Genomic DNA, 14,399 nt, shown 5'->3' with positions numbered 1-14,399 from the left:
TACACACCTGAGTCCGGCGGGCGTCGCACGCCTAAGTCCTACGGGCGTCGCACGCCGGACTCCACCGGACATCGCACGCCGGGGTCTCCGCCGGGCGTCGGTCCATCCGGCGCGGGCCGCCGGGTGTCAGTCCATCCGGCGCGGGCCGCCGAGCAGTCCGGTCTCCGGTTCCGTCGGCTGCACCATCACGAACTGGCGCTTGTCGCCCGCGATCCACAGCATCGTCGCGTCGCTGAGCGTCGGCAGCGTCTGGGTGAGCTGCTCGGGAAGGCGCAGCACCCGGCCGATGGCCTCGGCCTCCTGCGGGGAGAGGTTCTGCAGTCCGATGACGTCGGCGCGGGCGAGCAGTCGCGGCGCGCGCGGGCCGAGGAACGGCACGACGGTGAGCGTCGACTGCCAGGGCGTCGGCGCGATCTGGGAACGTCCGGGCTGCGCGCCCAGGTCCCGTACGACGAGGACGGGGCTCGCCACCGACGCGCCCTGCGCGGCCATCTGGCGCGGCTCGTACACCGAGACGCACTGCAGTCCGCCGCCCGCGGCCTGCGCCATCGGCGCCCACGCGGCGGGCCGCACGGACTCGACGGCGATCCGGGCGCCGATGGCCGCGGTGCGCAGCGCGATGATCTGCGCGGTCCACATCGAGCCGACGACGACGATCTCGCGGGGCCTCGGCCGCAGCACGTCGAGGACGGCCGGGCTGCCCTGCGGGTCGACGCCGATGACGACACCGTCGTCACCGACGCTCACGCCGAGCGAGCCGAGCGACTTCTTCGACATGACGTGCCGACGGCGGCGCGGGCCGCGCAGCCCGTAACCGGGACTGGTGAACTCCTCCTCGAACTCCGCGAAGTCGTCCTCGTGCGCGGGGTCGTCGGGGAGCGCCCGGTGCGTGGGCCGGCCCGAGCCGACCTCCGGCGCGGGCGCGTACGTCATGGTGGCGCCGGTGGCCGCGGGGGCCGCCTGCTGCGGCACCTGGGCGATGCCGCCGACGACACCCTGGGACGGGTCCTGCGGCTGCAGGTCCGGGTGCTGCTGCGCGTACTGCTGCTGGGCGGCCGCCTGCTGCTGGGCCGCGAGCTGTTGCTGCTGCGCCATCTGCTGCTGGCGCTGCTGGTCCTCCCACTCGCGGCGGCGCGCCTCGGCCTCCTCCGCGCGGCGCTGCTCCTCCTGGTAGCGGACGCGCAACTGCCGCTGCTCTTCGGCGTGTTGGGCCGCGACGGCCTGCTGCTGCGAGGCTTGCTGCTGGGCGGCGGCCTGCTGCTGCGCGGCCTGTTCAGCGGCGGCTTGCTGCTGGGCCGCCTGCTGCTGCGCAGCCTGCTCGGGCGTGGGCTGCGGGTAGCCGTAGCCGCTCTGGTCCGGGGTCGGCTGCTGCTGTTGCTGCGGGTAGCCGTAGCCGCCGGCCTCGGGCGTGGGCTGCTGTTGCTGCTGCTGCGGATAGCCATAGCCGCCCGCCTCAGGCGTCGGCTGCTGCTGCGGGTAGCCGTACCCACCGGCCTCCGGCGTCGGCTGCTGCTGGGCGGCCGCCTGCTGCGCCTCCCACTGCCTGCGCCGCTCAGCCGCCTCAGCGGCACGGCGCTCGTTCTCCGCGTGCTGCTCGGGCGTCAACTGCTGCTGTTCCTGCTGTTGTTGCTGCTGCTGTTGCGGGTAGCCGTACCCACCGGCCTCCGGCGTCGGCTGCTGCTGGGCGGCGGCCTGCTGCGCCTCCCACTGCCTGCGCCGCTCGGCCGCTTCCGCGGCCCGGCGCTCGTGCTCGGCGTGCTGCTCGGGCGTCATCTGCTGGCGGGGGTCCTGGTTGCCGGGGGTGCTCATCAGCGCGTGCCTCCGAGGGGAAGGGTGGCGAGGAGGCCGGGGAGCTGTTCCCGGTCGAGTCGGACGAGGCCGGCCTTGAGGCCGGAGGCGGCGCGCTCGAGTTCGCGCTTGGCCTGACCGAGTTCGTTCTCGCTGCGTGCCGAGAGGCGCACGTGCCCGCTGACCGCGACGTCCTCGCGGCCCGCGCGTGCGAGGGCGACGCTGAACGTCGTCGCGAGCGTACGGGTCGTGGACAGGCCGGACGCGAGCGCGCCGAGCGGCGTGCCACCGCGACCGAGCTGCGGCCACGTGCCGATCCAGTACGAGGCGTGCCACCGGTCGTCGCACCGCCAGGCGCGCACGCTCTCCTCGGTGCGCGGACCCGAACGGCCCTGCTGCGACTGGGCGTTGAGGTTGGCGCGCGGGTTGACGCAGGTCGCGACGGAGAGCGCGGAGAGGACGGCGTTCTCGTCGAGGACCTCGGCGACGAAGCCCTGTCCGTTGAGCCGGCTGATCAGCTGGTCGGCGGCGCGCAGCAGGGCGCGCTGGGCGCCGCGCAGGTCACCGCCACGGGCCTCCACTGCTTCCGGGCACAGCTCGGGGTCGAGCTTGAGCGCCACCCATGTCATCCGCACCGCGGGCGTTCCGGCCTGCGCCTGAAGCGCGGCGTACGCCTGCGCGGCGAGGGCCTGCGGCGGCAGGTGCGGGGCGGGCGCGGGCTGGGTGTACTGCACCAACTGCACCGATTCGAGGTGAATGTCCTCGACGTCGAGGGTCTCGGCGAGCAGCTCGACGGGCAGTGGCCGCGCGTCACCCTGCGGGCGCAGCGGGCCGGGCGCGGAGTCCACCTGAACGAGTGCCGTCAGGAACGAGCCGTCGCCGACGAAGCCGACGAGGCGCCGGTCCCGGGCCTCGTACTCGTACGTGCGCAGGCTGGGGTCCGCCTCGAGGAGCGGCGCGAAGCCGCTGTCGATGTCGGCGGGCGGCGGCCCGTTGAAGGCGCGGCGGCGGCGCTTGAGGGCGCGGCCGATCGCCATCCACTCGGGAAGCGGGTGGCGGCGGCGCCGGCCGAGCTGAAGGAAGACGAGCAGCCCACCGATGACGGCGGCGGGCAGCATCAGCACGGCCTTGATCGCGGCGGCCGCCACGACGAGCGCCAGCGCGATCTCGATGATGACCAAGTGGTGCGTGCTGATCGGTCCGAAGCTGCCGATCTTGCGAGGCAGCTTGGGCCTCGCCGGACCTGCGGCCTGCTGCTGCGGCGGCGGAGCGACCTGCGCGGTACGGCTACCGCGTCCGCCCTGCCCGCCGGGTCGGCCGGTGGGGCGGCCGCCGGAACGGCCCCCTCCGCGGCGCCCGTTCGGGGCCGGTCGCCCCTGATTGCCACGCTGTCGGGTCCTGCTGGCGCTGGACATCCCCCGCCCTGCTCCTTCGCTCGCTGCTGTGATGATTCGTGATGGCCGGCTGGGTTGAATCGGTCGGAATCGGACCGCCCCGGGGCCATCGGGACCCAACGTCGGCTGGCGCGTGGAAAAACCGTACCCGTACGCTACGGCCCGATCACCACACGGCATAGTAGAGGCCCGTGCGGCGCATGCGCCGGGGGTGGTCGAGAAGTGGACCCGCAGCAATAGTCCAGCACGGTCCAGCGAGGACGGGGAGAAAACGTAACGATGGCATCACGTCGTGATGAGCTGAATGCCTACAATTTCGCACGCAAGCGGACCGTTGCCGCTTTTCTCAAACCACTCCCCAATGGATCGGTGGACAGCGCCCCGCGGCCGCTCAAGCACGCGGTCCCGGGCATCGTCATGGCCGTGGTCGTGCTGGCGGGCTTCGGCGCCTGCGGCATGATCAGCCCGGTGGCGCCGAAGGGTTGGGACACTCCCGAGGCCGGGATCATCGTCACGGATCCGTCGGCGACGCGGTACGTCGTACTCAAGTCGGACAAGAAGGATAAGAACGGCAAGGACAAGCCCGTTCTGCATCCCGTCCTCAACCTCGCGTCCGCGAAGCTTCTGTTGAACCCGAAAAACAGCGGTGAGGGTTCCGTGAAGACCGTCAAGGAGAAGTTCCTCGACGAATCGAATATCGCCCAGGGTTCGATGGTCGGAATTCCGTACGCCCCCGACCGAATGCCGAACGACAAGGACGCGGGCACGGCCAAGGCGTGGGCGCTGTGCCAGCAGGCGATCGGCGGCGCCGACGCGATGTCCACGTCCACGCAGCAGACCGTCTTCGTACTCGACAAGGACGACGCGAAGAAGGTCTCGTCGAAGGGCTCCGGCAAGCTGGACTCCGGCAAGGCCCTGTACGTCCAGGACGAGGCCAGGACGCCGTATCTGGTGAGCAACAAGGGCGTCGCGTACAAGCTCGCGGGAAGCCCCGCCCTCAGCCTCGACCAACTCGTCCGCACGCTCTTCGGCGACCACGCCAAGCCGCGCACCGTCACGGACGATTGGCTCGGCACGCTCACCCAAAGCCCAGCGCCGATCTCGGCGCCGTCCGTGCCGGGCGCCGGCAACTCCTCCAGCGCAAGCGGCGTACCGCCCAAGTACCGCACCACAGGCACACTCCTGCAAACCAACGGCGGCCAGCACTACCTGGTCGAGCAGAACCGGGTCATTCCCGTCACCGACTTCCAGACGGCCCTACTCAGGGAAACGCTTAGCGGCAACGCCCGGATCGCTACGATCACGCAGGGCGAATTGACCCTGGGCAAGGGAAGCCTGACGGGCGGCGACACCTGGCCCACCCAGGCCGTCTCGCTCGCCAACGGTGGCTCGAACGACACCTCCTGCTCCGTGTACAACGGCGGCAAGGCCAGCAACCTGTCCGCCTGGGCCGGCTCCTCCCTGCCCATCACTTCGGTCGCGTCGAGCGCGTCCTCGTACGTGAGCCCGGGCAGCGGCCTGCTCTACCAGGAGGAACAGGGCGAGTCCGCCACCGGGTTCAACTACCTGGTCACCGACACGGGCCTGCGCTACTACCTTCCCGTCAACAACGACTCCGGCAAGAACGGGTCGGGCTCGGACAAGGAAGAGGTCGGCAAGGCGCAGATCCGCCTCGGCTACGAGAAGACGAGCAAGGTATCGGTGCCCGCCCAGTGGTCCAAGCTCCTGCCGTCCGGGCCCGACCTGACGACCACGGCCGCCAAGCAGACGCAGAACTCCTGACGCCGAACTCGTAACGCAGAACTCATAGGGGGAACAGAGACCGTGGCACCCACCGTGGCATCTACTGCTGTCGCGCGCCGCACGGCGGCGGCGCTCGCGGCGACGGCCGCACTCGCCTGTCTGACCGCGACCCCCGCGGTCGCCGACGACGGCACCCAACTGGCTTCCACGGACTGCCAGTTCGGCGGCAATGTCATCAAGGGCACGCCGTGGTCGCTGCAGCGCGTCATCTCGGAGCAGCTGTGGGAGGGCAAGTCGCTCAAGGGGGACGGCGAGACCGTCGCGGTCATCGACACCGGCGTCGACACGAAGAACCAGCAGCTGGCAGGGAAGGTCCTCGGCGGCAAGTCGTTCGCGAAGGGCTCCAAGGCGACGACCGACGGTGTCGGCCACGGCACGAAGGTGGCCGGCATCATCGCGGCCTCCCCGATCGCCGGCTCGGGCTTCCACGGCCTGGCCCCCCACGCCAAGATCCTGCCCCTTCAGACGAGCACGGCGGAGGAGGGCGGCAACCTGGCGACCATGATTGATGCCATCAACGCTGCCGTCTCGGGCGGCGCCAAGATCATCAACATCTCGCAGGGCACGACGGCGAACGTGTCCAAGCTCGGCCCCTTGCAGGCCGCGGTGAACAACGCCGAGGACAAGGGCGTCCTCATCGTCGCCTCGGCCGGCAACAGCGGCGCATCCGGCAAGGCCTCCGACACCTACCCGGCGGCCCTCAAGAACCCCAACATCCTGTCCGTCGCGGCCTCCGACCGGAACAACGAACGCGCCCCGTTCTCCACGCCGAACAAGCACGTGGACATCGCGGCCCCGGGCGTCGACATGGTCTCGACCGTCCCCCAGGGCGGCCAATGCGTCGACCAGGGAACGTCGTTCGCCGCCCCGTACGCGGCCGGGGTGGCGGCCCTGCTCAAGCAGAAGCACCCCAGCTGGAAGCCCGAGCAGATCATCTGGCACCTCGAGGACACCGCTTCGCGCTCGCACGCGTACCGCGACAACAACATCGGCTGGGGCGTCATCGACCCCGTGGCCGCCGTCAAGGACGAGACCGCACCGACCGAGCAGATCACCAACGAGGGCCTACAGGGCACGGCGGGCACGAACGCCGGCGGCGGCGAGAAGATCACCGCCGCGCAACTGACCCTGGGCGAAACCCCGGCGGAGCGCAACTCCCGCTACGGCACGTACCTGGTGATCGGCGGCGGCATCGGCCTCGCGGTGATCGCGGCGGGCGCGATGGCGCGGCGGGACTGGTTGCGGCGGCGGGGCGAGGACGTTCTGTGAGGGAACCTGTGTTGAACTTGTGAGTTCGGCGCGTCTCAGGCGATTCTTGAGGTAATCACTGCGCGTCCAACTACACGCGGCACAACAGAACTTCAGAGTTACAGAAGAAAACGGGGAAGGCGGCCTGCGATGGCTGACGGGTACGAGGTCGATCTCGATGCCCTTGACCAGGTAGTCAAGGAACTGAACCAGGTCCTGAAAGACATGGGCGGGCCGAAGCGCAAGGCGGCGCACTCGACGTACGTTCCGAAGGATGCGCTGGGGGACTTCGACGAGGCGCGGAAGCTGGCCAACGCGCATGACGCGATGAAGGCCCGCATCGAAGACGACATGATCGGCAAGATCGAGAAACTGATCGACAAGTTCGGCCAGAAGACGCGCAAGGCTCACGGCCAGTACCAGGACGCCGAAGCCGACAACTCGGTCAAGGAAACGGGCGGCAACTCGAACGTCGCCAACCGCAACGTCTGAAGGGGGACAGAGAGATGGCGGGAAGCGCACCGACGGGCGGCCGGGGTGAGGGTGCTTCGGGCAGGGGCTTCGACACCCCGTTCAACACGAAGGATCTCGACAGCCTGAAGGCCATGGTGGCCAACACCAACCCTGGGCTCCTCAGGGAGGTTTCGCAGGCCTGGAAGGAAGTCCACGAAGAGCTTGTCGGCCCGGACGGGGACGGCGGTCTCCTGGAGCAGTTCAACAAGGCCGTGAAGAAGGTCCTTGAGAGCTGGAAGGGGGGCTCCGCCGAGAAGTTCGCGGAGGAGGCCGGAAAGATCAGCCAGGAGATCTCGAAGGGCGGCAACTCCGCGAAGCTCACCTCGGACGGCATGTTCGACTCCGCGGACAAACTTGACGAGGTCAAGACCGCGGTTGACGACCTCGACGTCAGCTGGTGGGACGAGGCGAAGGACTCCGTCAGCGACTACTTCGGCAGCATGAACTCCTCGGATGTAGCCGCGGTGCTGGCTGCCCCCAGTACCTACGGCGCTACCGCCGCGGTTTCCTTCCTCAATAAGATGAAGGCGGCCGATGCAGCCCAGAGCAGCATCGACGCGGACATCGCCTCCGGGATGGAAACCTCCAGGGTCATCCAAACGTGGAGTGGCAGCATGAGCGCCAAGCGGGAGGCGTCGCTGCAGGCCGCTTCGAAGCTGGAGGGGTTGGCGGCGTCCTACACGTCGACGTCGACGCAGTTTGACAATGGGGGCGGCGAGAACAACGTCTTCAAGCCACACACTCCCGACGCCGGTGGCGGTCCTGGCAACGTGAACGTTCCCGGCTCAGGCGGCCCCAACCCGAGCATTCCCGGTGGTTCCGGTATCGGTACCGGCCCATCGGGCAATGGAATCCCGCACTTCGACAGTAGCGGCCTGAAGTCGCCCACCGCTTCGGGTGGCGGCATTCCGGACGCCTCCCAGATCGGTACAGGTCTCGACAGCGCCGCCCCCAGCATCGGTACCGGCCCGGGTGCCGGTCCTGGGGCAGGTGGCGGCATCGGGGCAGGCGGCGGCATCGGCGGCGGCGCAGGAGCCGGTGCGGGCGGTGGCATCGGCGGAATGGCTGGTGGCCTCGCCGGCGGCATGGCCGGCGGCGCGGCTGCTCTGGGCCGTGGAGCCGGTGGCGGCGCGGCCGGACGTACAGGTTCGGGAGCGGCTGGCCGAGGCGCCGGTTCGGGTGCGGCCGGCCGAGGCGCGGGCGCCGGCCGAGGCATGGGCGGCATGGGCGGTGGCGCCCATGGTGCAGGCGGAGCCGCAGGCAAGGGCGGCGCGGGCAGGACGGGCGCCTCCGCACGTGCGAAGGGCGGCGTCGTCGGCGGAGCGAAGGGCAAGACCGGCGGGGCATTCACCCCTGGCGGTTCGGGGCTTCGCAATCGTGGCGCCGGCGCGGGCGGTACCGGCGCTGGCGGCAAGGGCCAGAACGGTCGCAGTGGCTTCGGACCCGCCGGAGCCGCCGGCGGACGCGGCGCCGGAAAGCAGCGCGGCGAGGGTGGCAACAACAGCCGTCTTCCTGACTACCTCTCCGAGGACAAGGAAACCTGGACGCCCAAGGACCGCAAGGCCAACCCGCCCGTCATCGAGTAACCAGATACCGTTCGTGGGGCCCACGACCATTCCGGTCGTGGGCCCCACGCACATCAGCATGGAATTCACCACGAAAGGTGTCAGAGCATGCGCTTCGCGCACAGGACGCTACGCGCGATCGGCGGCGCGGCCATGGTGGGAGCCCTGGTGCTCGGCACCGCATCGGCCGCCTCGGCAGACGCGACCAGAGATGACCAGTGGCAGAACAAGGCGTTCGACATCGACGCCGTCCACAAAGTCGCCACCGGCAAGGGCGTCACCGTCGCCGTACTCGACGACGGCGTCGACAGCACGCATCCCGACCTGACGGGCAACGTGCTTGCAGGCAAGCGCTGTTCGGACGACAAGCCTGCCAACGAGGAGAAACTCGACGATCACGGCTCGGGCATGGCCTCGCTGATCGCGGGCCACGGCCACGGGGCTGGGAACAGCGCAGGCGTGCTGGGAATGGCACCAGACGCCAAGATCCTTCCTATTGACATCTGGGCGACCGAGGGCGGCGCCATCGACAGGAAGCGGAAGTCTGCCTGTGAGTGGGACGAGGCGATCCGTTATGCCGTCGACCAGGGTGCCGACGTCATCAGCATCTCCGTCTCTCAGGCCTACACGGACGAGACGAACAAGGAGGCCATCGCCTACGCCCTGGCCCACAACGTTGTAGTTGTGCAGGCGTCCGGCAACGACGGCACCGAAGAGAAGCACGGCCTCGGCTCCGTCCCCGGTGTCACCCAAGTCGGCGGTTCCGTACAGAACGGAACCCCCTGGGAAGATGAGAGCTACTCCAAGCAACTCATGTTCACCGCCCCTGCCAAGGACATCATCGTCGCCACCAGCCAGGGTGGCTACGAGACCGAGGACGGACAGTTCATCAAGGGTGACTACGTCACCGGCGACGGCACTTCCATGTCCGCCGCAATCACCTCCGGCACCTTCGCCCTCCTCAAGCAGAAGTACCCGGACTACACCCCCGGCCAGTTGGTCAACCGTGTCATCAAGTCCACGTACATCGCCAAGGGCGTCGACAAGTCGAAGCTGCCGGACGCCTACCACGGCTACGGCGACCTGAGCCCGCTCAAGGCCCTCACCGCCAACATCCCCAAGGGTGGCGCGAGCGGCCCGTGGGACCTGTCCGCACTCCCGAAGGCTTCGGGTGACAAGGCTGGCGCGTCCCCCTCCCCCGCCACCGGCAACGCCTCCAACTCGTCGGAGGACGACAGCTCCAACATGCTGCTATACGTCGGCATCGGCATCGCCGCGCTCGTAGTCATCGTGGTGGTCATCGTCATCGTCGTCGTCTCCCGCAACAAGAACAACCGCGGCGGACCGGGTGGCCCCGGCGGGCCCGGCGCCCCCGGCACGATGCCCCCGCACGCCTACCAGCAGGGCGGCTACGCGCCCCCGCCCCAGCAGCCCGGCCCCTACGGCCAGCAGCAGCCCCCGCAGTGGGGTCCCCCGCGCCAGTAGGCACCTGACGCACCGAGGCCCGTGACCATCCACCTGGTCACGGGCCTCACGTCTGCACCTGCGCGTCTAGTTCTCGACGCGCATTGCGGTGCGGATGTTTCCCGTGAGCTCCGCCGAGTCCTCCTTCGACACCGGGAGAGTCCCGTCGTACGGGGTGACCACTCCGACCGTCGAATAGTCGGCCCAACCGCACACCGTCGTCTCAGTGGCCGGCTTGTCGTCGTCCCAGCTGTCCACCTTCAAGTCCGCGCACCTCATCACCGTGCCGCCTTCGAGCGAGTCCGCCTCCGTGTCCTCCGGCACGTCCAGCGACGAGACGACGTGGCCGGGGGCCTTGTCCGTGGCCTCGGTGAGCTTGTCCTCCACGAGGCCGAAGTAGTAGGACAAGGCCAGCTCGGGCTTGCGGAACTCGCCGTAGGCACCGGTAACCGAGAACCGCTTGCCGTTCTGCGCACGCTGCAACGTGTCCTGGGCCGCGTCCGGGTCAGAGGTGTCGACGTTGTCGAGGAGCTCGTCGGAGTAGCTGACGGCGATCTCCGTGGGCTTCTCCATCTCGTGCCACTTCAACACCTTGGGGTCTTCCGACGAGAGGTGCGGGTCCGACTCGTCGCCGGCGCGGTAGTACGTGGCGAACGACATCGTCGACGGCGCCGTCAGCTTGTGCGGGCCGTCGTCGTCCGGGCCCTGCGCGTCGCGGATCCAGAACAGACCGAAGCCGATCAGCGTCATCAGCGCCGCCCCGCACGCGACAAACACCAAGGTCTTCGCCAGACCGCCACGGCGTGGCGGCGGCGGGTAACCACCCGGCTGCTGCGGGAACCCGTAACCGCCGAACTGCGGCTGCCCCGGCTGCCCGTGCGGACCCGGCTGCCCGTACGGACCCGGCTGCTGCCCCGGTTGCCCGTACGGTCCAGGTTGCCCTGGCTGTTGTCCGTACGGCGGAACCGGCGGCTGCCCGTACGGTGCCGGCTGCGCGCCGTAGGGCCCCGGTTGTTGGGGGCCGCCGGCGTACGGGCCCGGATGGTTGCTGCTCACTGCTGGAGTCCTCCCCGTGCTGATGCGTCAGGACATCCTCCCGGACACACGGGACCCGTGCGCCCATCGGACCGCTTCCTCCACCAAAGAGTCCCGTTCCAGCGGCTCACCGTGGTCGACGGTCAACTTTCACTAAGCTGAGCGTGGTTACCGCAGGACTACGGAAAGGGCTGATGCGGCGTGGGGACCACAGGCGAGACGCCGGAGGAGATCGAGGCCCGTAAGGAGCGCGAGAAGAACGAGTTGTACGCGCTCGACATCTCCGGCGTCACGTGGGAGAGCGCGCCCGGTACCGAGCAGGACGAGGAGCGCGTCGAGATCGCCAAGTTGCCGGACGGCGCCGTGGCGATGCGTTCGTCGCTGGAGCCGGAGACGGTGCTGCGGTACACCGAGGCCGAGTGGACGGCGTTCGTACTCGGCGCCAGGGACGGGGAGTTCGACCTGGAGTCGGCTCCGCGCAATGGCGGCGGCGAGGCCTAGTACCCGTACGTGCCCGGTGCCGTCGTCGACGACGGCACCGGCATCTCCGCGTCCAGCACCGACGCCGCCTGGTGTGCCAGCGCCGCGACCAGGCGGGCCGGCAGCCAGCCGGGTGTGAGGAGCGTCGAGGCGTGGTCGGTGGCGCCGAAGCCGACCGGGTGGCGTGCAGTCCCCTGGGTCAACTCGGCGACAGCATCAGCAAGTTGGGGCCGTTGCACCGGGTCCCTGGACAGGCATCTACTCACCAGTGAGCGTAGTGACACCGGGAGTTCGTCCCGCTCGGGGACCGTGTGGCCCGTCGCGGCGTACGCGAGTGTCGCGCCCAGTGCGTACACATCGCCGAGCGGGCGCGGTTGTCCGCCCGCCAGTTGTTCCGGGGCGAGGGCCGTGCCGTCGATGCCCGGCAGGTCGCGACGGAGCGCTCCGTCGGGTGTCGCCGCGCGTACCGCGCCGAAGCAGTCGAGGCGTGGGCCGTCGAAGGAGAGCAGTACCGCCGCCGGGGAGAGTCCAGCGTGGACGAGGCTTTGGCCGTGGATGACGGAGAGTGTCTCAGCCAACGCGACGCCCAAGGCGCGTACCGTGCGCTCCGGCAGCGGGCCGCCGTTGAGGGCGAGCGCTGTCGGCAGGGGCAGTACGGGGACGTACGGGCGTGCGTGCCAGGGTGACCCGCCGGGCGGCGCCAGTTCGGTCGTCGGCAGCGTCCAGCTGCCCAGCAGGTAGCGCGCCGCGTCCGCTTCGGCCATGAAGCGGTTCGGGTCGACGCCGGGGGCGGGGGTGCTGAGCAGGACCGTGCGGTCACCGTCGGCGGTTCGGGCGATGTGGCGGGCGGAGGGCGTCCTGACCTTCCGGTCGATGGAGTCGATGGGATCGATGGACGTCAGCAGGAGGTACGGGCCTGACTGCTGTACCCCGCCGCTGGTGCTGTGCACGTGCCCCCCACTCCCCCCATACGAACAGGGCCACTGCCCTACCGCCGACCCTACCGCCGCTCAGAACACCGACAGCGCCTGCACCGTGCTGTCCATCAGCAGGAAGACCCGGTTTCCACCGGCGGCGAGCTGCGTGTAGTGGGGTCGCGGGTACCTCGTCGTCCAGACGTTCTTGCCGTCCTTCTGCGGGATGCCCTTCAACTGCAGTTCGCCGATTCCGTCGCCGTCGTCGACGGACCAGATGCTCGTGCCCTGCGTGAGCACGCGGCTGGTCGTGGACGGGCCGACCGCGAACCACTCCTGTTCGCCGTTGGCCCGATTGTGGCACCGGGTGACGTCGACGGCGTTGGCGTACACCTTGTTCCCGCGCACCTCGGGCGGTCCCCACTTGCTGTACACGGAGTTGGCGCCGCCGAGCTGGAACGTGCTCCACTCCCGGTTTCCGTCGCGGAGCCGGTAGGCCTCCAGGGTCTTGTTGTTGAGGTAGACCATGCCGTCGGCGATGGCGGGGCGGACGACCGACTCGGACTCCTCGGACTGCTGCCATGCCGTACGGCCGTCGCTGGTGCGCACCGCGAGCACCGTGCCGTCGGTGGACGGGACGACGAGGACGCCCCCGCCGACGGCGGCCGGGCCGTGCAGCTTCTTGCGGAACTTCGCGGGCACGGTGACCGTCCACCGCACCTCGGCGTCCTCGCTGTTGACGCAGCGCAGCCGGTCGTCCTTCGTGATCATGTAGACCGCGTCGGCGCCGGCGGCGAGCAGCGTCTCGGCCTCGGCCTGCTCGCACGTCCACTTCGCGGCTCCGGTGGAGGGCACGAAGGTGTGCAGCGTTCCCTGGTCGTCCGCGCCGACGACGAGCCGGTCGGCCAGCGACACATAGCCGGACCTGGCCCGGAGGCCGTCGGCGGACCAGCGCCGCGTGCCGTTCTTGACGCCGTACGCCCCGATGCCGCCGGAGCCGAGCGCGAAGACCAACACGTCGCGCACAGGCAGCAGTTCGGGCGACGTGGCGTCCGCGGTGGTGACGGACCACAGCTTCATGGTCCCGCCGTTCTCGGAGTAGTCGTCGGCGGGCTTGGACTTCAGCGCTTGTACGGGGGTCCTGACCGCGGCCGGGACGTCGAACAGAGCGCTGTCGGGGCGCGAGCCGTACCACCACGCGGCCGTGCCGCCGCCCACCGCGGCGACGGCGCCACCGACGCCGAGGGTCGTCAGCAGGCGTCTTCGCGACATGGCGGGCTGCTGCGGCTGCTGCGTTCCGCCCACGATGGTGGTCGCCAGGTGCCGGGCCCCGGTCTCCCGCTCGGTGATCGCGTCGGCGATGGAGCCGCGCCGCCAGGCCTTCTCGGCGCCCTTGGGCGGCCGCATCGCCCCGGCGATCTGGGCGGGGGTGGGGCGGTGGGTCGGGTCCTTGGCGAGGCAGGGTGCGATGAGTGCCAGCAACTCCGGGGTGATTCCGTGGAGTTGGGGCTCGCCGTGAACCACTTCGTACTGCACGGCCGCCACGTGCCCGCCGTCGAACGCGCGCCGTCCGCTGGCCGCGTACACGAGCACCGCGCCCAGCGAGAAGATGTCGGCGGCCGGGGTGACACGGCGGCCGAGCACCTGCTCGGGGGCCCCGTACCCGGGGGTGACCGGCACTTCGCCCGTCGTGGTGAGGGTCAGTCCGTGCTCGGGGCGGGCGATGCCGAAGTCGATGATGCGCGGGCCCGTCGACGTCAGCACGATGTTCGGCGGCTTGAGGTCGCGGTGGATGAAGCCCGCCGCGTGGATGTCGGCGAGGGTGTGCGCGAGGGAGGCGGCGAGGGCGCGCAGGGCGGGCTCGGCCAGCGGCCCGTGTGCCTCGACGGCCTGGTCGAGGGTGAGTCCCGCCAGGAACTCGGTGGCCATCCACGGGCGGCCGCCCTCGGTCCACGCGCCGAGGACGTTCGCAACTCCCTTGCTGCGTACGGCTTGTGCGGCCTGCGCCTCGCGGACGAACCGCTGGGCGAGGTTCGTGTCGTGAGCGAGTTCGGGCTTGAGCACCTTGACCGCGGCGAGCGTCCCGGCGCCGTCCTGACCGACGTACACCTTCCCCATGCCGCCCTCGCCGAGCACGCCGAGGACGCGGTAGGGACCGAGGCGGAGGGGGTCGCCGATGCCGAGGGGTTTCATGT

11 protein-coding genes are annotated in these 14,399 nt (G+C 70.0%); 6 read left to right on the top strand and 5 right to left on the bottom strand.

Annotated elements, in window-relative coordinates; translation table 11 throughout:
• Positions 1-126 precede the first annotated feature (126 nt).
• Both OG746_RS13540 and eccE read right to left on the bottom strand, forming a co-directional pair.
• Positions 127-1,809 carry a hypothetical protein gene (locus OG746_RS13540; RefSeq protein ID WP_266714830.1) on the bottom strand — a complete coding sequence of 561 codons (1,683 nt, stop codon included), beginning with the start codon at positions 1,807-1,809 and terminating at the stop codon, positions 127-129.
• Positions 1,809-3,203 carry a type VII secretion protein EccE gene (gene eccE / locus OG746_RS13535; RefSeq protein WP_266714829.1) on the bottom strand — a complete coding sequence of 465 codons (1,395 nt, stop codon included), beginning with the start codon at positions 3,201-3,203 and terminating at the stop codon, positions 1,809-1,811. Before eccE ends, OG746_RS13540 begins: the two co-directional genes overlap by 1 nt.
• A gap of 258 nt (positions 3,204-3,461) precedes the next feature.
• On the opposite strand from eccE, the gene eccB reads away from it, so the two are divergent.
• The 5 genes from eccB (at position 3,462) to OG746_RS13510 (ending at position 9,796) form a co-directional block, all read left to right on the top strand.
• The gene (gene eccB / locus OG746_RS13530; RefSeq protein ID WP_266714828.1) at positions 3,462-4,964 is read left to right on the top strand and encodes a type VII secretion protein EccB; all 1,503 of its coding nucleotides are present in this window, start codon (positions 3,462-3,464) and stop codon (positions 4,962-4,964) included.
• Between the two features lie 54 nt (positions 4,965-5,018).
• The gene (gene mycP / locus OG746_RS13525) at positions 5,019-6,254 is read left to right on the top strand and encodes a type VII secretion-associated serine protease mycosin (RefSeq protein ID WP_266714827.1); all 1,236 of its coding nucleotides are present in this window, start codon (positions 5,019-5,021) and stop codon (positions 6,252-6,254) included.
• Between the two features lie 129 nt (positions 6,255-6,383).
• Positions 6,384-6,725 carry a DUF2563 family protein gene (locus OG746_RS13520; RefSeq protein WP_266714826.1) on the top strand — a complete coding sequence of 114 codons (342 nt, stop codon included), beginning with the start codon at positions 6,384-6,386 and terminating at the stop codon, positions 6,723-6,725.
• 14 nt (positions 6,726-6,739) lie between these two features.
• Entirely contained in the window at positions 6,740-8,332 is a 1,593-nt protein-coding gene (locus OG746_RS13515; RefSeq protein WP_266714825.1) for a WXG100 family type VII secretion target, read from the top strand.
• An 87-nt stretch (positions 8,333-8,419) separates the two neighbouring features.
• A complete protein-coding gene (locus OG746_RS13510) occupies positions 8,420-9,796 on the top strand; it encodes a S8 family serine peptidase (protein ID WP_266714824.1) in 1,377 nt (458 codons plus the stop codon).
• A 66-nt stretch (positions 9,797-9,862) separates the two neighbouring features.
• On the opposite strand, the gene OG746_RS13505 is transcribed toward OG746_RS13510, so the two are convergent.
• The gene (locus OG746_RS13505) at positions 9,863-10,831 is read right to left on the bottom strand and encodes a mediator complex subunit 15 domain-containing protein (RefSeq protein WP_266714823.1); all 969 of its coding nucleotides are present in this window, start codon (positions 10,829-10,831) and stop codon (positions 9,863-9,865) included.
• A 180-nt stretch (positions 10,832-11,011) separates the two neighbouring features.
• Between OG746_RS13505 and OG746_RS13500 the strand changes: the two genes are divergently transcribed.
• Positions 11,012-11,311, top strand: a complete 300-nt coding sequence (locus tag OG746_RS13500) for a DUF397 domain-containing protein (protein WP_266714822.1) — start codon at positions 11,012-11,014, stop codon at positions 11,309-11,311.
• Here the strand turns inward: OG746_RS13500 and OG746_RS13495 are convergent.
• Entirely contained in the window at positions 11,308-12,240 is a 933-nt protein-coding gene (locus OG746_RS13495) for a protein kinase family protein (RefSeq protein ID WP_266714821.1), read from the bottom strand. The genes OG746_RS13500 and OG746_RS13495 overlap by 4 nt on opposite strands.
• A 60-nt stretch (positions 12,241-12,300) precedes the next feature.
• Positions 12,301-14,397, bottom strand: a complete 2,097-nt coding sequence (locus tag OG746_RS13490) for a serine/threonine-protein kinase (RefSeq protein WP_266714820.1) — start codon at positions 14,395-14,397, stop codon at positions 12,301-12,303.
• Positions 14,398-14,399: the final 2 nt, after the last annotated feature.

This window comes from Streptomyces sp. NBC_01016, from assembly GCF_026341035.1.
In the GTDB taxonomy this organism is placed as follows: domain Bacteria; phylum Actinomycetota; class Actinomycetes; order Streptomycetales; family Streptomycetaceae; genus Streptomyces.
This window is presented reverse-complemented; position numbering and strand designations above follow the sequence as displayed.